General features: G+C 71.2%; 20 protein-coding genes and 5 pseudogenes. 12 read left to right on the top strand and 13 right to left on the bottom strand.

Annotated elements, in window-relative coordinates:
* Positions 1-77: 77 nt before the first annotated feature.
* On the top strand, positions 78-1,070 hold the full coding sequence (locus H8R17_RS14265) for a small ribosomal subunit Rsm22 family protein (protein WP_187823550.1): 993 nt from the start codon (positions 78-80) through the stop codon (positions 1,068-1,070).
* A 55-nt stretch (positions 1,071-1,125) separates the two neighbouring features.
* Positions 1,126-1,254, top strand: a complete 129-nt coding sequence (locus H8R17_RS46695) for a response regulator transcription factor (protein WP_187823551.1) — start codon at positions 1,126-1,128, stop codon at positions 1,252-1,254.
* 67 nt (positions 1,255-1,321) lie between these two features.
* Here the strand turns inward: H8R17_RS46695 and H8R17_RS14275 are convergent, their stop codons facing one another.
* Positions 1,322-1,540, bottom strand: a complete 219-nt coding sequence (locus H8R17_RS14275; RefSeq protein WP_187823552.1) for a DUF6243 family protein — start codon at positions 1,538-1,540, stop codon at positions 1,322-1,324.
* A 106-nt stretch (positions 1,541-1,646) separates the two neighbouring features.
* Between H8R17_RS14275 and H8R17_RS14280 the strand changes: the two genes are divergently transcribed.
* Positions 1,647-2,288, top strand: coding sequence for a TetR/AcrR family transcriptional regulator (locus H8R17_RS14280; RefSeq protein ID WP_187823553.1), 642 nt, complete (start codon positions 1,647-1,649; stop codon positions 2,286-2,288).
* 43 nt (positions 2,289-2,331) lie between these two features.
* Here H8R17_RS14280 and H8R17_RS48670 read toward each other — a convergent pair.
* Positions 2,332-2,440 (bottom strand): annotated as a pseudogene (locus H8R17_RS48670) (glycerophosphodiester phosphodiesterase); the annotation flags it as partial.
* Positions 2,441-2,610: 170 nt separating this feature from the next.
* On the opposite strand from H8R17_RS48670, the gene H8R17_RS14285 reads away from it, so the two are divergent.
* Entirely contained in the window at positions 2,611-3,342 is a 732-nt protein-coding gene (locus H8R17_RS14285) for a bifunctional DNA primase/polymerase (protein ID WP_187823554.1), read from the top strand.
* Positions 3,343-3,354: 12 nt separating this feature from the next.
* Here the strand turns inward: H8R17_RS14285 and H8R17_RS14290 are convergent, their stop codons facing one another.
* Positions 3,355-4,272, bottom strand: a complete 918-nt coding sequence (locus tag H8R17_RS14290; protein ID WP_262505243.1) for a hypothetical protein — start codon at positions 4,270-4,272, stop codon at positions 3,355-3,357.
* A pseudogene (locus tag H8R17_RS46700) lies at positions 4,190-4,489 on the bottom strand (hypothetical protein); the annotation flags it as partial. The pseudogene H8R17_RS46700 and the gene H8R17_RS14290, both read right to left, overlap by 83 nt.
* On the opposite strand from H8R17_RS46700, the gene H8R17_RS14300 reads away from it, so the two are divergent.
* Positions 4,490-4,912, top strand: a complete 423-nt coding sequence (locus tag H8R17_RS14300; protein ID WP_262505244.1) for a hypothetical protein — start codon at positions 4,490-4,492, stop codon at positions 4,910-4,912.
* Positions 4,913-5,115: 203 nt separating this feature from the next.
* Entirely contained in the window at positions 5,116-5,793 is a 678-nt protein-coding gene (locus H8R17_RS14305) for a PhzF family phenazine biosynthesis protein (RefSeq protein ID WP_187823556.1), read from the top strand.
* Positions 5,794-5,848: 55 nt separating this feature from the next.
* Here H8R17_RS14305 and H8R17_RS14310 read toward each other — a convergent pair whose 3' ends face one another.
* Positions 5,849-6,496: a heme oxygenase (biliverdin-producing) gene (locus H8R17_RS14310; protein ID WP_187823557.1), complete on the bottom strand. Its 648-nt coding sequence runs from the start codon at positions 6,494-6,496 to the stop codon at positions 5,849-5,851.
* Positions 6,497-6,661: 165 nt separating this feature from the next.
* The gene (gene map / locus H8R17_RS14315) at positions 6,662-7,519 is read right to left on the bottom strand and encodes a type I methionyl aminopeptidase (RefSeq protein ID WP_187823558.1); all 858 of its coding nucleotides are present in this window, start codon (positions 7,517-7,519) and stop codon (positions 6,662-6,664) included.
* 59 nt (positions 7,520-7,578) lie between these two features.
* On the opposite strand from map, the gene H8R17_RS14320 reads away from it, so the two are divergent.
* A complete protein-coding gene (locus H8R17_RS14320) occupies positions 7,579-7,809 on the top strand; it encodes a hypothetical protein (RefSeq protein WP_187823559.1) in 231 nt (76 codons plus the stop codon).
* Between the two features lie 66 nt (positions 7,810-7,875).
* Here the strand turns inward: H8R17_RS14320 and H8R17_RS14325 are convergent, their stop codons facing one another.
* Both H8R17_RS14325 and H8R17_RS14330 read right to left on the bottom strand, forming a co-directional pair.
* The gene (locus H8R17_RS14325; RefSeq protein WP_187823620.1) at positions 7,876-9,150 is read right to left on the bottom strand and encodes an MFS transporter; all 1,275 of its coding nucleotides are present in this window, start codon (positions 9,148-9,150) and stop codon (positions 7,876-7,878) included.
* 286 nt (positions 9,151-9,436) lie between these two features.
* Positions 9,437-10,039, bottom strand: a complete 603-nt coding sequence (locus H8R17_RS14330) for a hypothetical protein (protein ID WP_187823560.1) — start codon at positions 10,037-10,039, stop codon at positions 9,437-9,439.
* Between the two features lie 162 nt (positions 10,040-10,201).
* On the opposite strand from H8R17_RS14330, the pseudogene H8R17_RS46705 reads away from it, so the two are divergent.
* The 3 genes and pseudogenes from H8R17_RS46705 to H8R17_RS14340 all read left to right on the top strand — a co-directional run.
* A pseudogene (locus tag H8R17_RS46705) lies at positions 10,202-10,318 on the top strand (exo-alpha-sialidase); the annotation flags it as partial.
* 125 nt (positions 10,319-10,443) lie between these two features.
* Positions 10,444-11,169, top strand: coding sequence for an NADPH-dependent F420 reductase (gene npdG, locus H8R17_RS14335; protein ID WP_187823561.1), 726 nt, complete (start codon positions 10,444-10,446; stop codon positions 11,167-11,169).
* Between the two features lie 65 nt (positions 11,170-11,234).
* Entirely contained in the window at positions 11,235-11,447 is a 213-nt protein-coding gene (locus H8R17_RS14340; RefSeq protein ID WP_187823562.1) for a hypothetical protein, read from the top strand.
* Here H8R17_RS14340 and H8R17_RS14345 read toward each other — a convergent pair.
* The 4 genes and pseudogenes from H8R17_RS14345 to panB form a co-directional block, all read right to left on the bottom strand.
* Positions 11,437-12,237: a site-2 protease family protein gene (locus H8R17_RS14345; RefSeq protein WP_187823563.1), complete on the bottom strand. Its 801-nt coding sequence runs from the start codon at positions 12,235-12,237 to the stop codon at positions 11,437-11,439. The genes H8R17_RS14340 and H8R17_RS14345 overlap by 11 nt on opposite strands.
* Positions 12,238-12,400: 163 nt before the next feature.
* Positions 12,401-12,859: pseudogene (locus tag H8R17_RS14350) on the bottom strand (ABC transporter permease); the annotation flags it as partial.
* Positions 12,856-13,269: pseudogene (locus tag H8R17_RS14355) on the bottom strand (DUF4162 domain-containing protein); the annotation flags it as partial. The pseudogenes H8R17_RS14355 and H8R17_RS14350, both read right to left, overlap by 4 nt.
* Positions 13,270-13,527: 258 nt before the next feature.
* Positions 13,528-14,412: a 3-methyl-2-oxobutanoate hydroxymethyltransferase gene (panB, locus tag H8R17_RS14360; RefSeq protein ID WP_187823564.1), complete on the bottom strand. Its 885-nt coding sequence runs from the start codon at positions 14,410-14,412 to the stop codon at positions 13,528-13,530.
* A gap of 211 nt (positions 14,413-14,623) precedes the next feature.
* On the opposite strand from panB, the gene H8R17_RS14365 reads away from it, so the two are divergent.
* Both H8R17_RS14365 and H8R17_RS14370 read left to right on the top strand, forming a co-directional pair.
* Positions 14,624-16,222, top strand: a complete 1,599-nt coding sequence (locus H8R17_RS14365) for an MFS transporter (RefSeq protein WP_187823565.1) — start codon at positions 14,624-14,626, stop codon at positions 16,220-16,222.
* Between the two features lie 110 nt (positions 16,223-16,332).
* A complete protein-coding gene (locus H8R17_RS14370) occupies positions 16,333-16,974 on the top strand; it encodes a TetR/AcrR family transcriptional regulator (RefSeq protein WP_187823566.1) in 642 nt (213 codons plus the stop codon).
* Here the strand turns inward: H8R17_RS14370 and H8R17_RS14375 are convergent.
* The gene (locus H8R17_RS14375) at positions 16,971-17,429 is read right to left on the bottom strand and encodes a GNAT family N-acetyltransferase (protein WP_187823567.1); all 459 of its coding nucleotides are present in this window, start codon (positions 17,427-17,429) and stop codon (positions 16,971-16,973) included. The genes H8R17_RS14370 and H8R17_RS14375 overlap by 4 nt on opposite strands.
* Positions 17,430-17,591: the final 162 nt, after the last annotated feature.

A 17,591-nucleotide genomic window follows, 5' to 3' on the forward strand; every position in this document is an offset into this window, starting at 1 on the left:
TACGGCGACCTCTTTCGGAGAGCGCTGCTCTCCTCTGTGAGCGCCGCTCTGCCCCGGTACGCCCGTAGAATCGCCGGGTGAACGCCCCCGCACCCCCGGCCGCCGAGACCCTGCGTACCGCCCTCGCCGCCCTCCTCGACGGCCTCCCGCCCCGCCAGGCCGCACAGGCCGTCGACCGGCTGATCGCCAACTACCGGGGTGCCACGCCCACCGACGCCCCGATCCTCCGCGACCGCGCAGACGTGGCCGCATACACCGCCTACCGGATGCCCGCGACCTTCGAGGCGGCACACTCGGCGCTGGAGGCGTTCGCGCGGGCCGTGCCGGAGTGGGTGCCCGGCAGTCACATCGACGTCGGCGGCGGGACCGGCGCCGCGACCTGGGCCGTCACCGCGACCTGGCCCGACGAGCGCAGCGTCACCGTGCTCGACTGGGCCGAGCCCGCACTCGCGCTCGGACGGGAGATCGCCGCCGCCAACCCGGCGCTGCGGGACGCCCGTTGGCGGCGCTCCCGGATCGGAGCGGCGCTCACCATCGAGAGCACCGATCTCGTCACCGTCTCCTACGTCCTCAACGAGCTCACCGCCGCCGACCGCACCGCCCTCGTCGACGCCGCCGCGGCTGCCGCGCAGGCCGTCGTGATCGTCGAACCCGGCACCCCCGACGGCTACACCCGCGTCCTCGCCGCCCGCGACCGCCTGATCGCCGCCGGCTTCCGCGTCGCCGCCCCCTGCCCGCACAGCGCCGCCTGCCCCATCACCCCCGGCACCGACTGGTGCCACTTCTCGGCGAGGGTCAGCCGTTCCTCGCTGCACCGCCAGGTCAAGGGCGGCTCCCTCGCCTACGAGGACGAGAAGTTCGCCTACGTCGCCGCCGCCCGCTTCCCGGTCGCCCCGGCCGTCTCCCGCGTCGTCCGCAAGCCGCAGATCCGCAAGGGCCAGGTCCTGCTCGACCTGTGCGAGACCGAGCCGAAGCTGCGCCGCACGACCGTCACCAAGCGCCACGGCCACCTGTACAAGGCCGCGCGCGACGCGGACTGGGGCGACGCCTGGCCGCCGGCGACCCAGTAGCCGCGCCCGTCGCCTCGAACTCGCCGACGAGGCCGACGAGGCCGACGAGGAGACCATGCGACCAGCACACGACCCCGCCCGCATCCTCATCGCCGAAGACGAAGCCGAGATCGCGTCCCTCGTGGAGAAAGGGCTCCACACCCACGGCTTCCGCACCGCCGGGACGGTGTCACCGACACCGTGAAGGGTCTCGAAGGCGGCGCCAACGACAAAGCCGAAGCCGGTCGGTTACCTGCGCCGCAACCGGACGACTAGGCCGTTTCCCGGGAGCTGTCGTGTTCCTGGGAGTCGTGGCCCTTCGCCTCACCCTGCTTCTCCTGGAGCTTGCGCAGCAGCTCGCGTTTCTGTGCGGCCGGATCGGTTCCGCCCCCGATCCGGCCCCCCTTGGCGTTGCCCCGCAGGGCGTTGCGTCCGAGGGTCCGGCGGGTGCCGCCGACTCCGAGCAGGTTTCCGGATCCGTTCCGCGCCATGGTGGGCTCCCTTCGTCAAGGTGACGTAACGAGACGTATTGTCTCGCCGCATGCTCTCCAGAGTCCAGCGAGACGTATCGTCTTGTCAAGCTGATAAATTCGGGGCATGACCGTTCAGAAGTCCACCCGTCCCGCCCCCGACAAACCCGCCCCCGACGCCAGCCGCCGCAGCGAGAAGTCCCGGCGCGCGATCTACGACGCCGCCATCGCCCTCGTCGTCGAGCTCGGTTACCCCAGGACCACGATCGAGGGCATCGCCGCCCGCGCCGGCGTCGGCAAGCAGACGATCTACCGGTGGTGGTCGTCGAAGGCGGAGGTCCTGATGGAGGCGTACCTCGACCTCTTCGCGCAGGCGTCGCGGGAGGCGGGTGCGGAACCGTACGTCATCCCGGACACCGGTGACCTGGCCGCCGACATCAAGGCCGTCCTGCGGGCCACCGTCGACCAGTTGAAGGACCCCCGGTACGCGGCGCCGTCACGGGCCCTGGCCGCCGAGGGGCTGGTCGACGAAGAACTCGGCCGGAGGTGCGCGGCCACGCTCATGGAACCGTCCATCCAGCTGTACGTCGACCGGCTGCGCGCCGCGCAGGAGGCCGGTGAGGTGCGCCCCGGGATCGACCCGCGCATCGCTCTGGAGTTCTTCATCTCCCCGCTCGCCCAGCGCTGGCTCCAGCACACCGGCCCGATCTCGTACGAGTACACCGACACCCTCGTCGACTACGCCCTGTACGGCCTCGCCCCCCGCTGAGCCCTCACCGCCTCGCCCCCGGCCGGGCCAGGCCACCTCGGGGTCCGCGCCGGTAGGCCGCCATCAGCCCCCGACATGCTGTTCTCCGGGACCTCGCGCGCGCCGCCCCGGTGGGCGACGTACGTGACGCCGGGGAGCGCCGCCGCCGTCAGCGGGCCGGAACCCCAGCGCCGTCAGCGCGATCCTCGTGACCGTGACGATCACGGTAGGACGCCAAATCACGGCCCCCACCCACCCCGGTCGGGGCCTCTGGCCCCCCGATGCACAGGATGGTGGGACAATAGGTCATGCTGTTCCGCACGACAGCGAGGCGAGGGGATTGATGAGCGCGACGTTCGGCGGCCGCACCGGCCGGCAGGGCAAACTCTCCCAGTGGCTGCGCGGACGCCGCCCGAAGGAGGCCGTCGGGGACGGCGGCCGGGAGGACCTGCTGCTCGCCGCCGCCGAAGCGGGCCTGCCCCTCGCGCCCGCCGCGCATCCGTCCGGCTACATGTGCTCCTGCGACCGCGTCGGCTGTCCCACCCCGGCCCGGCACCCGGTGTCCTTCGCCTGGCAGTCGCAGTCCACCACCGACCGCGCCCAGATCGAGCGCTGGGCCCGCCACCAGCCGCAGGCCAACTTCATCACCGCGACCGGCATGGTGCACGACGTCCTCGACGTGCCCCTCGACGCCGGTCGCGAGGCGTTGCAGCGGCTGCTCGCCGCCGGCATCGAGGTCGGCCCGGTCGCCGAGAGCACCGACGGCCGCCTGCTGTTCTTCACCCTCACCCGCGGCACCCCCGAGGACGAGGACGAGTGGTGGCCGTGCGAGCTGGACTGCCACCCGGAGACCATGGACGAGCACCCCGGCCTGCGCTGGCACTGCCGCGGCTCCTACGTCCTCGTACCGCCCGCCCGGCTGCCCGGCGACGACCAGATCGTGCACTGGGTACGCGGCCCCGAGCACCCGCTGCCCGACCCGCTGAGCCTGCTGGAGGTCCTCACCGACTCCTGCGCCCGGTACATCGGCGGGGAGCCCGACCGCGCGGGCACGGCCTGGCCCCTGCGCCACTGAATCGATGAGCGGCTATCCGCCCTGTGCCGACGTCAGCCCCTGAATCCGGCCGAGGACCGACACCTTTCCGCCCCTCCTCGGATCCAGGGCCACCTCGTTGGAGACGAACTCCATCGTCAGCGACTGCTTGATCTCCCCGGTCGTCAGTGCCAGCACGTCCTTGTTCGGCGGGGGCACCGAGGTGCCGGAGTGGGCCGTCTGCTTCTCGTAGTGGCGCGTGGTGAAGAACACCAGCGCCCCGCCGTCCTTCGTGCGCAGCGCCAGCGGCGCGTAGTCGCCGCTGTTCATCGGCTCGTCGATGTACTGCGTGGCCAGTCCCGGCCGGCTGGTGTCCTTCGCGCGATGCGCGCGCCATGCGGAGGTGTGCGCGCCCGCCGCGAAGCCGTCCCCGCCGCTCTTGAGGTACGTCGTGTAGTCCTTGCTCAACTCCCCGGGCGGGACGGCCAGTCCGGCGGAGTTCGCGGGCACCGCCTCCGCCCAGCCGTCCTTGTCCGTCTTGAACGCCGGCACGTCGCCGGGAGCCACCAGCGTCAGGTATGCCACCTCCCACGGCTCGTCCAGGCCGCCCCGGGTGAACACCAGCAGCCAGCGCGCGGCGCCGCCCTTGTTGCCGGCCGTGTCGGCGAGGAACCAGCGCGGCCAGCCGGCCTTCTTCGGGATCGTGAACTTGGCGTCGGTCAGCTTCAGCGGAGTGTGATTCGGGTTGCCGTCCGGGTTGTTGGCGTGCCCGGCCTTCAGCCGCGCCCCGTCGATGTCGGCGAGGGCGCCGGTCGTGTGGTCGGCGTCCAGGGAACTGTCGTACGCCTTGTCGGCGTTGTTGTACGAGGTCGTGAACTGCTGGAGCGCCTTAGCGGCCTCGGCGCGAGTGGTGGCCGGGAGCACCTCGCGCTCGCCGTGCACCACCACGCAACCGCTCGCCGTCAACGCCAAGGCGGTCAGCGAGGCCGCTATCAACGCGCTCCGGCCAAGCCTGCGGAGCCTTCGAGGGCCGCGATCCCTGCTCATCGGGTTGCTTCACCTTCCCCTTTCCGGAGGCGAACCCTACCGGGGCCAGGAAGAGCGCGAGCGTCGGGATCAGGTACAGCAGCCACACCGTGACCTGGAGGACGGTCGGATCGGGCTGGAAGTTGAAGACGCCCTTCAGCAAATGTTCTGCGACGAGACCGCCCGCTCGCTGTACACCCACTGGGACACCCACGCCCAGGACACTGTCGCCTCGCTACGGCGCGACGCCGGACGCCATCCCCACGATCCACTGCTGGCCGAATTCGTCGGCGAACTCTCGATCACGGATGAGGACTTCCGCCGCTGGTGGGCCGACCAGAACGTGTATCGGCACACGCATGGCAGCAAACACTTCCACCACCCGATCGTCGGCCCGCTCACCCTCAATTACGAGTCCCTCACCCTGCCCGCCGACCCGGACCAGCGGCTGAGTGTCTACACCGCCGAGGCAGGCTCCAGCTCCGAAGAGGCGCTTCGGCTACTGGCCGCGTGGATACGGCAGCCCGAGACCTCGCACGGGCAGCACTCCGATCGCGAGACCCGCGCCGCCCGACGTTGGACTTGAAGTCGACCAGGTCGGTGTGCGAGTAGCGCGCGCCGGTGGCCTATGCGACCAACCCCCACAACCCGCAGACGCCACACGACCTTTGAGCCCCCGCCCTTAGGTCAACCCCCTTAGGGCACCAGGTCATGCGGCTCAGGTTGGCCTTGCCTGTTCTTCCGGCTGCCTCTTCGTCCCGGTCGCCCCGGCGATGCTTGAATGCACCCGTGACTGACTACGACGTGCTGCGCGTCTTCTGCGCGCCGAACGGGGGCTACGGCAACGAACTCGGCGTCGTCCGCGACGGATCGGCGATCCCCGAGCGGAGCGACCGGCAGGCGTTCGCCGCCAAACTCGGCTTCACCGAGACCGTGTTCGTCGACGACCCTGAGCGCGGCGTCATCGACATCTACACCCCCACCCTCCGCCTGCCCTTCGCCGGCCACTCCTGCGTCGGCACGGCCTGGCTCCTCGACGTCCCCGAACTCGTCACGCCCGCCGGTGTGGTGGGCACCCGGCTGGACGGCGAGTTCAGCTGGATCGAGGCCCTCGCCGACTGGGCCCCGCCGTGCACGCTCCGCCAGTACGCCACCGCCGCCGAGGTCGACGACCTGCCCGTGCCGCCGCCCGGCGTGGGGGCACCTCCCACGCCTTTCGGGCAGTGGGGGAGGATTTACGCCTGGGCGTGGGAGGACGAGCCCGCCGGCCGCATCCGCGCCCGCGCCTTCCCGGGCCGGGGCGACGGCATCGAGGAGGACGAGGCGACCGCTGCCGCGGCGCTGCTCCTGACGGACCGGCTCGGCCGCGCGCTGAACATCACGCAGGGCTCCGGATCGCAGATCCTGACGGCACCGCAGCCGGGAGGGTGGGTGGAAATCGGGGGGCGCGTTATTCTTGAACGTTGAGGCGGCCAAATTCTGAGCGTTGAGGCGGTCAACCTGCGCCGGCCCCCGGGGACGGTCACGCCGACAGCGGGAACTCGTCACCCAGGGCACGGAAGACGGCCGTGTTCAGCGCGAACGCCCGCTTGCACTCGGCGACGATCCGCTGCCGCTCCAGCTCGTCGGCGCGGACCGCGTCGAGCAGTTCGCGGTAACCGCGCTTGAACGCGGCCGGGTTGGGGATCTCCTCGAAGACGTAGAAGCGGACCCCGTCGCCCTTCTTCGCAAAGCCCCAGGTCTTCTCGGCCCGGTGGCGGATGATCTGGCCGCCGGAGAGGTCACCGAGGTAGCGGGTGTAGTGGTGGGCGATGTAGCCGGCCGGCCAGTCGCGGGCGCACTCGGTGATCCGGCCTGCGTACGCGCGCGTCGCCGGCAGCGCGGAGAGCGTGCCGCGCCAGCCGGGACCCCTCAGGTGCGCAAGGTCCCGCTCCAGCGAGGTCAGACGCATCAGCTCCGGGCGGATGAAGGGCCCCGCCACCGGGTCCGACGCCAGCCGTCCGGCCCCGGCCTCCAGCGCCTCGTACACGAACCACAGTTGCTCGGTATAGCGCGCGTACGCGTCGACGCCGAGTCGGCCGTCGAGGAGGTCGCTCATGAACGTCGACGTCTCCGCCTCCACGTGCTGCTCGTGAGAGGCGGTGCGGATGAGTGTGGAGAAGGAGTCCATAGGCCAGAGTTTCTATGGTTAGGGTTACCTAAGTCACCGGTTTTGCCGACGACCTGTCGGTAAAACAATACCCCTCGGCCCCGGAAACCACACCCGTGGTGATCACGCGAAAAGGCCCGCCCTCCGAGGAGGGCGGGCCATGCGGTCCCACGAGGTCAGCGGGGCTTACGGCAGGGTGAGGATCTCCGCCCCCGTCTCAGTCACCACCAGCGTGTGCTCGAACTGGGCCGTCCGCCTGCGGTCCTTCGTCACGACCGTCCAGCCGTCGTCCCACATGTCGTACTCGTACGTCCCGAGCGTCAGCATCGGCTCGATCGTGAACGTCATCCCGGGCTGCATCACGGTCGTCGCGTGCGGGCTGTCGTAGTGCGGGATGACCAGGCCGGAGTGGAACGAGCTGTTGATGCCGTGCCCGGTGAAGTCCCGCACGACGCCGTAGCCGAAGCGCTTGGCGTACGACTCGATGACCCGGCCGATGACATTGATCTGCCGGCCCGGCTTGACCGCCTTGATCGCCCGGTTCAGCGACTCGCGGGTGCGCTCCACCAGCAGGCGGCTCTCCTCGTCGGCGTCACCCACCAGGTACGTCGCGTTGTTGTCGCCGTGCACGCCGCCGATGTACGCCGTCACGTCGAGGTTGATGATGTCGCCGTCGCGCAGCACCGTGCTGTCCGGGATGCCGTGGCAGATGACCTCGTTGACGGACGTGCACAGCGACTTGGGGAAGCCGCGGTAGCCGAGCGTCGAGGGGTAGGCGCCGTGGTCGCACATGAACTCGTGCGCCACCCTGTCCAGCTCGTCCGTCGTCACGCCGGGCGCGATCAGTCTCGCCGCCTCGGCCAAGGCCTGCGCGGCGACCCGACCGGCGACGCGCATCGCCTCGATCGTCTCGGGCGTCTGCACCTCCGGTCCGGTGTACGGCGCCGGCGCGGGCTTGCCCACGTACTCGGGGCGGCGGATGTTTCCGGGTACGGAACGGGTGGGGGACACGTCCCCTGGTACGAGCAGCGACTGGCCAGACATGCCAGCGAGTCTAAGACAGCGGCCATGGGGGACCATGTCCGTGGCGAAAGGAGCCGGTCATGCCCCTGTTCAAGAAGCGGACGGTCGGGAAGCCGGGCGAGTGGTACTACTGCCTGGAGCACAAGAAGGTCGAGGAGGGCCCGGAGTGCCCGGCCAAGGACCGTTTCGGGCCGTACGCGAGCCGCGCTGAGGCCGAGCACGCGATGGAGACGGCCCGCACGCGCAACCTCCAGTGGGAGAACGACCCCCGCTGGCACGACGCCCCGGCGGGCGGCCGGGACGACGACTGAGGCGGCGGTCGCCGTCGCCGACGGCTGCGGCGGGTGACCGCGACGACGGCTGAATACCCGCCGCAGCTAGGGCGGGGCGGCAGCGGCGGCTGCGCGCTGTTCGCGCTGCCGCACCGCGTGCTCGTTGGTGCGGGCGTCGTACGTCATCAGCTTCGGCAGGCACACCGCCAGCAGCCCCACCGCGCCCACGCACAGCAGCCCGCCCGACCACATCGACGTCCGCACACCCTTCCAGGCCGCCACACCGCCCGCCCAGGTCTGACCCAGCTGCGGCCCCACGGAGTACGACAGCAGCTCGATGCCGGCGAGCCTGCCGCGCAGCTCGTCCGGGATTGTCTGGTTCCACATGGTGGCCCGGAACATCCCGCTGACCATGTCGAAGCCGCCGCCGAGCGTGAGGAACAACAGCACCAGCCACACGTTGCCCGAGAGCCCGGCGGCCGCGATGGCCAGCCCCCACAGCGCGGCCGACACCACCACCATCCGCCCGTGCCGGTGCACCCGCGACGTCCAGCCGCTGGTCAGGCTCACCAGCAGCGCCCCGGCCGGGACGGACGCGTACATCAAACCCAGCGACCACTCGGCGTCCAGCTCGTCCGCGAGGAACGGCAGCAGCGCGAGCGGCGTCGCGAACAGCATCGCCGCGATGTCGACGACGTACGTGCCGAGCAGTTCCTTGCGGCTCCACGCGTACCGGGCGCCCTCGACGATCGCCTTCAGCGACGGCCGCCCGGCCTCGTGCGCGGCGGGGGAGGGGGAGAGCCGGATGATGAGGAGGACGGACACGAAGAAGGTGGCCAGGTCCGCACCGTAGGCCCAGCCGGGCCCCGCGTACGCGACGACCACACCGGCCAGCGCCGGGCCCGCCACGCCGCCGATGGTCCAGCGCAGCGCGTTCAGGGAGGACGCGGCCGGCAGGTGCTCGTGGGCCACGATCCGGGGGAGCAGTGCGTCCAGCGCGGGCCGCTGCACCGACACCAGGGCGGAGGAGAGGGCGGCGATGACGTACAGCGGCCACCCGGCCGGGTGCGGCAGCATCGCGTTGACCAGCAGCGCCACGCACAGCAGGCCCTGCCCGGCCTCCGTCCACACGATCAGCTTCCGCTTGTCCCAGGCGTCGGCCAGCGCACCGCCGTACAGCCCGAACACCACGAGCGGCACCAGCTCCACGGCCCCGATCGCCCCGACCGCCGCCGCGGACCCGGTGAGCTCCTTCAACTGCACCGGCAGCGCGACGAACGTCAGAAAACTCCCGAAGTTCGAGACGAACCCGGACACCCACAGCCGCCGGAAGTCGGGGGAGGAGTGCCAGGGGGTGAGGTCGGGGAGCAGCGCGCGCAGGCGCGAGGGCGGCGCGGCGTCGTCGGCGGGCGCGGAGGAACGACCGGAGGCTTCGGCAGTCTCGGCGATGTCATCATCGGGCTCGGCGGGCTCGGCGAGCGCCGGGGGGTCGTCCGTCACGAGGGGTCATGTTCGGGTGGGGCGGTGGCGGGGGCAAGCGGTTTTGTGGGGGCGGGAGTGTGTCCGGCCAGCAGCGGACGACGGACGGTTCTGGTCAATTCCGGGGCAGGTGGCCGTTGCCCGGCTGCCGGAGGCAGGGAGGCCGGCCGAGTCGGTGGGTGGGAAATCACCAGTGGGCAGGAGGCGGTGCCGTCAACATGTCCGCCAGGTGGGCCAGCCTGTCCCGGAAACGCCGGCGCCCTCTGACCGTCGGCAGCGCGTTCTCGCCCGCCGCCGCGCTCACCAGGTGCTGCACCGTGTCCAGGTCCAGCTCCGCCCCCTCCGGCACGGCCAGCGCCTCGTGCGCCATCGCCGTCACCTGCGGCTCCCCGGCCCCCAGCGCCAGCACCGTCGCCCCGGCCCGCCGCGCGTCGTACACCCGCTCCAGCACGGGCGCCCCCGGCCCCTCCGGCGCCACCACAAGCAGCGTCTCGCCGCGCCGCGCCGCCGCGAGCCGCCCCAGACCGACCGCCAGATGCGCCGGATCCGTGCGCCGCGCACCGTGCCTTACCAGCGTCGGCGCCAGCTCCGGCGTCCCCGACCACGCCGCCTCGTCCACCAGGTGCGCCGCCAGATGCCACGGCTCGTACTCCGGCGTACCCACGAGCAGCAGCCCGCCCCCGTGCGACACCACCGACTCCCGCAACACCCCCGCGAAGCGGCGCGTGGCCCCCAGCCACTCGGTCCCGGCGAGCACTTCGCGCAGCAGCGCGACCCGTACGGCATCCATGCGACGGCATCCTGCCGCAACCGGCCACTCGTGACGTGAAGTTCACCCCGAATTCGCCCGGGAGGGGCAAGAGCAGAGGCTGTCCGTCCCGCCGGTCGCCCGCGGAGCCCTCCATGGCACAGACCGCAGAGACCAGCGTCCACCTTCTCCGCGCGGGCCGCGCCTCTGCTCGTCCACGTGCGCAACGCGGCCCTCGCCACCGAGGACGCCATCCGGCGCGGCGTGGTGAGCGCGGCGGACGGGCGGCGCGTGTGGGTGCAGCACAGCGACGACGAAGGTCGTCGTCCCCGCCAACCACTCCCTGCCGCCCACCGGGAAGGACAACGGAGTCACCTTCCGGCGGGTGGCCGTGACGGACCTCACCTGATTCGGTGCGGGCGCGGAGGCGGACGTAAAGTCGGCCCATGACCTCTACCGACAGTGCACAGCAGCCCACGGAGACCCCCGCGAAGGCCCCGGCCAAGGACCCCTGGGACCTGCCCGACGTCTCCGGGCTCGTCGTCGGCGTGCTCGGCGGGACCGGGCCGCAGGGCAAGGGCCTCGCCTACCGGCTCGCCCGCGCCGGACAGGAGGTGATCATCGGCTCCCGGGCCGCGGAGCGCGCCGAGGCCGCCGCCGCGGAACTCGGGTACGGCGTCGCGGGCGCCGACAACGCCGAGTGCGCGCGGCGCAGCGACGTCGTGATCGTCGCCGTACCGTGGGAGGGGCACGGCAAGACCCTGGAGCCCCTGCGCGAGGAGCTGGCGGGCAAGCTGGTCGTCGACTGCGTCAACCCGCTCGGCTTCGACAAGAAGGGCGCCTACGCGCTGAAGCCGACGGAGGGCAGCGCCGCCGAGCAGGCCGCCGCCCTGCTGCCGGACTCGCGGGTCACGGCCGCCTTCCACCACCTGTCGGCGGTGCTGCTCCAGGACCCGCAGATCGAGGAGGTCGACACCGACGTGATGGTGCTCGGCGAGGTGCGCGCGGATGTGGAGATAGTGCAGGCGCTCGCCGGGCGCATCCCCGGCATGCGCGGCGTCTTCGCCGGGCGGCTGCGCAATGCCCACCAGGTGGAGTCGCTGGTCGCCAACCTGATCTCCGTCAACCGGCGCTACAAGGCGCACGCGGGGCTCCGCGTCACCGACGTGTGAGCGCATGGGGGACACTGGTGGGCATCAGCAGTGCCCGCAGTGTTCCCCGACAGGAGCCGACCGACATGCCCCTCTTGCCCCCACGCGACCCAGCCCGGCGACTCGCCGTCTACGCCCTCATCGTCTGCCTGCTCTCCGTGGCCGCGGCCGTGGTCTCCTTCGTGCAGGGCCTCTGGCTGGGGATCGTGTGGGTGCTGCTTGCGGGGTTGTCGTCGAACATGACCTGGTACTACGTCAAGCGCGGGCGGGACGCGCGGCGCCGGTCGGTCACGGGCTGACCGAGCAGTAGGGGTTGCTCTCCCGCCAGAACCGGAACAGGTCGTAGCCGCAGTACGTCTGGTCATTGGAGATTCCCAGGCTGCGCAGGATGGTGTCGATCACGTCGAAGAACGCGGTGTTCACGGACGGGATCCACAGCACCGCGAACACGAACAGCAGACCGAAGGGCGCGAACGGCTCCACCTGGCGCCGGATGTTGTGCGACAGCCAGGGCTCGATGACGCCGTAGCCGTCCAGGCCCGGCACCGGCAGGAAGTTCAGGATCGCGGCGGTGACCTGGAGCAGGGCGAGGAAGGCGAGCGCGAACCGGAAGTCGCGCGGCACGCCGGCCAGGGCGTCCAGCCAGAACGGGGCGGTGCAGACGACGGCGAACAGCACGTTGGTCAGCGGGCCGGCGGCCGAGACGAGACTGTGCCGCCAGCGCCCCGGGATCCGCCCGCGCTCGATGAACACCGCACCGCCGGGCAGACCGATGCCGCCCATGATCACGAAGATCACCGGGAGCACGATGCTCAGCAGGGCGTGCGTGTACTTCATCGGGTTCAGCGTGAGGTAGCCCTTCGCGCCGATCGAGATGTCCCCGCTGTGCAGCGCGGTGCGCGCGTGCGCGTACTCGTGCAGACACAGGGAGACGATCCAGGCTGCGGTCACGAACAGGAACACCGCGACGCCGGGCTGCTCGGCGAAACCGGTCCAGGTGGCCCCTCCGGTCACCGCCGTCACGGCCAGGATCCCGATGAACACGGGACTTATCCGCCGGTCGCTGTGGCGGGTGGTGGCGGTGGTCATGCGGCTCCCTGGCCTCTCGTACACGCAGTGGGACTGCCCGACCGTACCGGTCGCACGGGAAAACGTCTCGCGCGGGCCTGCCGGTTCCGGGGAGGGTGGGGGCATGGGGCTATGGCATGTCTTCTACGCGGACTGGCAGATGGGGTGTTGACGATCATCAGCACGTCGTCGCGAACAGCATCCGCGCCAGCTCCACGGTGACCTTCGCGAAGAGCACCGAGCCGCGTCCGATCGGCAGGGACCGGAAGCGGTCCATGACACCGGAGTTGAAGTCCTGGCTGAAGCCGGTGCCGACGCCCTGGGACAGCGTCATGCTCATCATGGCGATCATGCCGGGGATCACGTACTGCACGTACCCGTCCTGACCGCCGCCGAGGGCCTGCCCGATCGAGCCGCCGAAGACGTACACGAACAGCAGGGTGAACACGACCGGCATCAGCAGCGCGTCGAACATCGACTCCGGGTCCTGCCGGATCCACAGCAGGTTGCGGCGGACGAGCGCGCCGGTGTGGCGGAGGTGGCCGCGCAGCGAGATGCGCGCGTCGGCCGTGGTGACGGCGATGGCGGGGGCGGCGCGAAGCGCCTCGTCCAGGGTGGTCGCGGGCGACGGGTGGGAGCTCATACGGCGACCTCCTCGCGGGTGTCGGCGGGCACGGTGTCCTGCGGGGAACTGGCGCGGTGGCCGGTGAGGGACAGGAACACCTCGTCCAGGCTGGGCAGTTCGGTGGTGACGGAGGAGAACGTGACGCCGCGTGCGGTCACCGCGCCGACCACGGCGGTCAGCTGCTCGTCGCTGAGGACCGGCACCAGCAGGGTGCCGGTCTCGGTGTCCACGGTGGTGGTCGCGAGCCCGGTGATCCCGAGGTCGTCCAGCGCGGTGGCGAGCGGCCGCAGCTGCACCGGGTCGGCCGGCCGGATGCGCAGCGTGCGCCCTCCGACCCTGGCCTTCAGCTCCTCGATGCGGCCACCCGCGATGACCTTGCCGCGGTCGACGACGGTCAGCTCGGAGGCGAGCTGCTCGGCCTCCTCCACCTTGGTCTCCCCGTAGTGCTTCAGCAGCCCCCGCACGGACACGGCGCTTCCGGCGCCGCCGGGGGTCTTGTCGATTCGCGTCATGCCCCCGACGGTGTCAGCCCCGACCGACAAACGACCTACAGACCACCGACAGCCCCCACAAACCGCCGACAGCGCCGACACTCCCGACGAGCACCGCAACCATCAACTGAGGCACCACGACGGCGAGCAACCAGGTCCGCGAGAGCGGCGCCGGTTCAGGCGCAAAAAACTGCTTCAGTGGACGGAGTGCTCCTCCAACGGGAACGTTCCTCCGACGACGTCCTCGGCGAACGCCTTCGCCGCGCTGCCCATGACCTCCCGCAGATCCGCGTACTGCTTCACGAACTTCGGCACCCGGCCTCCGGTCAGCCCGAACATGTCGGTCCACACCAGCACCTGAGCGTCGGTCTCGGGACCGGCCCCGATCCCGACCGTCGGAATGTGCAGCACCCGCGTCACCTCGGCCGCCAGCTCCGCGGGAACCAGCTCCAGCACGACGGCGAACGCGCCCGCGTCCTGCACCGCCTTCGCGTCCCGCAGCAGCTGCTGCGCCGCCTCCTCGCCGCGCCCCTGCACGCGATACCCCATGGCGTTCACGGACTGCGGCGTCAGCCCGATGTGCGCCATTACCGGAATCCCCGACTCCACCAGCAGCTCGATCTGCCGGTGCGACCGCTCGCCGCCCTCCAGCTTCACGGCCCCGACGCCCGCCTCCTTCACCAACCGGGTCGCCGAGCGCAGCGCCTGCACCGGCCCCTCCTGGTACGAGCCGAACGGCAGGTCGCCGACGATCAGGGCGCGCCTGGTGCCCCGTACGACGGCCGCGGACAGCATGGTCATCTCGTCGAGCGTGACGGGCACGGTCGTGTCGTAGCCGAGGTGGCAGTTGCCCGCGGAGTCGCCGACCAGCATCACCGGGATGCCGGCCTCGTCGAACACGGACGCGGTCATCGCGTCGTACGCGGTGAGCATCGGCCACTTCTCGTCCCGCCCCTTGGCGGCGGCGATGTCGCGAACGGTGATGCGGCGGGTGCTCTTGCCCCCGTACAGCGCCTTGCTGCCGTCGGAGGACCTGCTCTTTGCGGTCTGTGCACTCTGGGCAGCCGAAAACTGCGTCATGGCAACGGCTCCTTCATGTCATCTCGTGGCGCCCTGACGGCGTCCCCGGAATCACCACCATGGTGGCACCTCGTGCCAGTCAGGGCCAGAGCGGGCACCATGACTTCCGTCCCCTGTCCGTTCTACGGCGCCGGGCCCGGGAACGTCATGTCTTGGTCAAGAATTTCGATACGAGACGGTCTCGTATCGAAAGGGGCCTAGGCTCCACCGCATGACTACTTCCGCCGACCCCGCCGGCCAGGGCCGCCGGATACCGGAGGCCGTGCACCGGCGCCGCTGGGCGATCCTCGGCGTGCTGATGCTGAGCCTGCTGATCGTCGTACTCGACAACTCGATCCTGAACGTCGCCATCAAGACGATCTCGACCCCCGCCCCGACCGGCCTGGGCGCCACCCAGAGCGAGCTGGAGTGGGCGATCAACGCCTACACCCTCGTCTTCGCCGGCCTGCTGTTCTCCGCCGGCCTCCTCGGCGACCGGCTGGGCCGCAAGAAGGTGCTGCTCGGCGGCCTCGCCGTGTTCGGCATCGGCTCCGCGCTGGCCGCCTTCTCCGGCTCGCCGGGCGAGCTCATCGCCTTCCGCGCCGTGATGGGCCTCGGCGCCGCCTTCGTCATGCCGGCCACCCTCGCCGTCCTGATGAACGTCTTCGAGCGAGAGGAGCAGCCCAAGGCCATCGGCATCTGGGCGGGCGGCGTGGGCATCGCCATCGCCATCGGCCCGATCACCGGCGGAGTGCTCTTGGACCACTTCTGGTGGGGCTCGGTCTTCCTCGTCAACGTGCCGATCGTGCTCCTCGCCCTCGCGCTGATGCTGTGGCTGGTGCCCGACTCCCGCGACCCGGCCCCCGGCCGGATCGACCCGGTCGGCGTCGTCCTGTCCGTCGTCGGCCTGGTCCTGCTGGTCTACGGCATCATCAAGGGCGGCCAGCTCGCCGACTTCACCGACGCCACGGTCCTCGCGTCGATCGGTGCCGGGCTCGCCGTCCTTGTCGCCTTCGTCGTGTTCGAGAAGCGCAGCGACCACCCGTCCATCGACGTCACGTACTTCCGGAACCAGGTCTTCTCGGCCGCGATCGCCGCCATCGCGCTGGTCTTCTTCGCGCTGATGGGCGTGACCTTCTTCTCGGTCTTCTACACCCAGTCCGTACGGGGCTACTCGCCGCTGGAGACCGGACTGCTGATGCTGCCGCTGGCCGCCGCCCAGATGATCTTCGCGCCGCGCGCCCGGCTGCTCGTCGACCGCTTCGGGAACCGGGCCACCACCACCGGCGGCATGGTGATCATCGCGGCGATGCTGGCCGCGTTCGCCACGCTGGAGGCGGACACGCCGATCTGGATCCTCGAGGTCGTCTTCTTCCTCCTGGGCACCGGCATGGCGCACATCATGACGCCGGTCAGCGTCGTCATCATGCAGGCCCTGCCGCGCGAGAAGGCCGGCTCGGCGTCCGCGCTCAGCAACACCTTCCGGCAGGTCGGCGGCGCCCTCGGCATCGCAGTCCTCGGCTCGGTGCTGTCCACCGCCTACCGCACCGACATCGAGGACAAGCTCGCCGTCCTGCCGGCCGGCGCCCGGCACGCCGCCGGCGAGTCCATCGAGGCCACACTCGCCGTCGCGGCGAAGCTCGGCCCGCAGGGCAGGGACCTGGTCGGCACCGCCAACGACGCCTTCCTGCACGCCATGCACGTCACCGCGCTGTGGGGAGCGGGAGTCGCGGTGCTCGGCGCGATCGTCGTGGCCCTGTTCCTGCCCGGCCGGACACCGGCCCCGCAGCAGGGCGAGGAGGAGACGGAGCTGGTGGCGGCGGGGGAGTAGCCCGGGGAACGGCTGCCGTACGGCAGGAGTTGTACGACGGGGCAGACACCGCAGATCCACGACTGGGGACCGTGGGAAGTCGCTCCAGCCCACCGAAAGGACGACACGACGTGAGTCTCGCCGACAGCCACCCCCGGCACGACGGCCCGCCCTGCCGGGGCCGTCCCCGCAGCGAAACCGCCGAACGCGCCATCGTCGAGGGCGTGATGAAGCTCCTGGAGGAGGGCGTCCCGCTGGCCGACCTGTCCATCGAGCGCATCGCCCGCACCGCCGGCGTCGGCAAGGCCACCATCTACCGCCGCTGGAGCGGGAAGGAGGAGCTCTTCGTCGACGTCGTGCGCGCCGTCGAGCCCGCCGACCCCGAGGCGCTCCCCGGCGCCTGTCTGCGCGACGACCTCGTGGTCCTGCTGGAGGCCCTGCGCCGACGCGGCCTGGCCAACCGCTCCTCGACGATCCTGCGCAACGTCCACGCGGAGATGAAGAACAGCCCGAAGATCTGGGCCGCGTACCACGCCAGGGTCGTCGCGCCCCGCCGCAGGCTCGGCCTCGACATCCTGCGCCGCGGGCAGGAGAACGGCGAACTGCGCGCCGACGTCGACCTGGAACTCGTCAACGACATGATCATGGGTCCCATGCTGGTCCGCACGGTCCTGCGCCCGGACGCCGGACTCCCCGAGGGCCTCGCCGAACAGATCGTCGACACCCTCCTCGAAGGCCTACGGCCCGTCAGCCAACCGCCCGGGGAGCGCTAGGCCCTGGCCGCGGGCTCGCGGACCATGAACACGTCCACCGGGTCCTCGGTCTCGGCCCGGAACCCGTGCCGCTCGTACAGCCGTCGGGCCGGGCTGCCGCGGAGCACGTTCAGCCGGACCGGGACGCCCTCGTGGTCGCACCGCTCCAGCAGCAGGTCCAGCACCGCCGAGCCGATGCCCCTGCCCTGCAGGCCCGGTTCCAGGTAGAAGTGCTCCAGCCAACAGGTGCCGTGGACAACCTGCGACGGCCGCAGTGCCACGCAGCCCGCCAGGGCGCCTGCCACCTCGATCAACCAGGTGTGCGCCGGGGCGAACCCGTCCCGCAGCCGCTGCCGGACTCTCCGCTCGTCGTACCGCCCGAGACGCTCCAGATCCGCTCTCAGCGCGACGGCCCGCAGCTCGGCCACCGCCTCGACGTCCGCCGCCGAAGCCGGCCGGAGTTCCCAGTCCCCCATGATCGCGATGCTATCGCGCGCGTCTTCGCCGGCTCCGGGGGCGTCTGCCTGCCCGCGCCCACCAGGAGCCGCTGCCTGCCCGAGCCGGCCAGTTGACCATCTGTCAGACTTGTTCCGGCGCTCGGCAGTCCCTATGTGCGCGTTACGTCACAGAGTGCGCTT

The organism is Streptomyces sp. TRM68367 (assembly GCF_014495685.1).
In the GTDB taxonomy this organism is placed as follows: Bacteria; Actinomycetota; Actinomycetes; order Streptomycetales; family Streptomycetaceae; genus Streptomyces.

Coding starts and splice junctions, on each gene's coding strand:
- H8R17_RS14340 (WP_187823562.1), top strand. CDS start 11,235: ATGCCCCTCTTGCCCCCACGCGACCCAGCCCGGCGACTCGCCGTCTAC.
- H8R17_RS14320 (WP_187823559.1), top strand. CDS start 7,579: ATGCCCCTGTTCAAGAAGCGGACGGTCGGGAAGCCGGGCGAGTGGTAC.
- H8R17_RS14300 (WP_262505244.1), top strand. CDS start 4,490: ATGTTCTGCGACGAGACCGCCCGCTCGCTGTACACCCACTGGGACACC.
- map (WP_187823558.1), bottom strand. CDS start 7,519: ATGTCTGGCCAGTCGCTGCTCGTACCAGGGGACGTGTCCCCCACCCGT.
- npdG (WP_187823561.1), top strand. CDS start 10,444: ATGACCTCTACCGACAGTGCACAGCAGCCCACGGAGACCCCCGCGAAG.
- H8R17_RS14375 (WP_187823567.1), bottom strand. CDS start 17,429: ATGGGGGACTGGGAACTCCGGCCGGCTTCGGCGGCGGACGTCGAGGCG.
- H8R17_RS14310 (WP_187823557.1), bottom strand. CDS start 6,496: ATGGACTCCTTCTCCACACTCATCCGCACCGCCTCTCACGAGCAGCAC.
- H8R17_RS14365 (WP_187823565.1), top strand. CDS start 14,624: ATGACTACTTCCGCCGACCCCGCCGGCCAGGGCCGCCGGATACCGGAG.
- H8R17_RS14275 (WP_187823552.1), bottom strand. CDS start 1,540: ATGGCGCGGAACGGATCCGGAAACCTGCTCGGAGTCGGCGGCACCCGC.
- H8R17_RS46695 (WP_187823551.1), top strand. CDS start 1,126: ATGCGACCAGCACACGACCCCGCCCGCATCCTCATCGCCGAAGACGAA.
- H8R17_RS14280 (WP_187823553.1), top strand. CDS start 1,647: ATGACCGTTCAGAAGTCCACCCGTCCCGCCCCCGACAAACCCGCCCCC.
- H8R17_RS14330 (WP_187823560.1), bottom strand. CDS start 10,039: ATGGATGCCGTACGGGTCGCGCTGCTGCGCGAAGTGCTCGCCGGGACC.
- panB (WP_187823564.1), bottom strand. CDS start 14,412: ATGACGCAGTTTTCGGCTGCCCAGAGTGCACAGACCGCAAAGAGCAGG.
- H8R17_RS14285 (WP_187823554.1), top strand. CDS start 2,611: ATGAGCGCGACGTTCGGCGGCCGCACCGGCCGGCAGGGCAAACTCTCC.
- H8R17_RS14345 (WP_187823563.1), bottom strand. CDS start 12,237: ATGACCACCGCCACCACCCGCCACAGCGACCGGCGGATAAGTCCCGTG.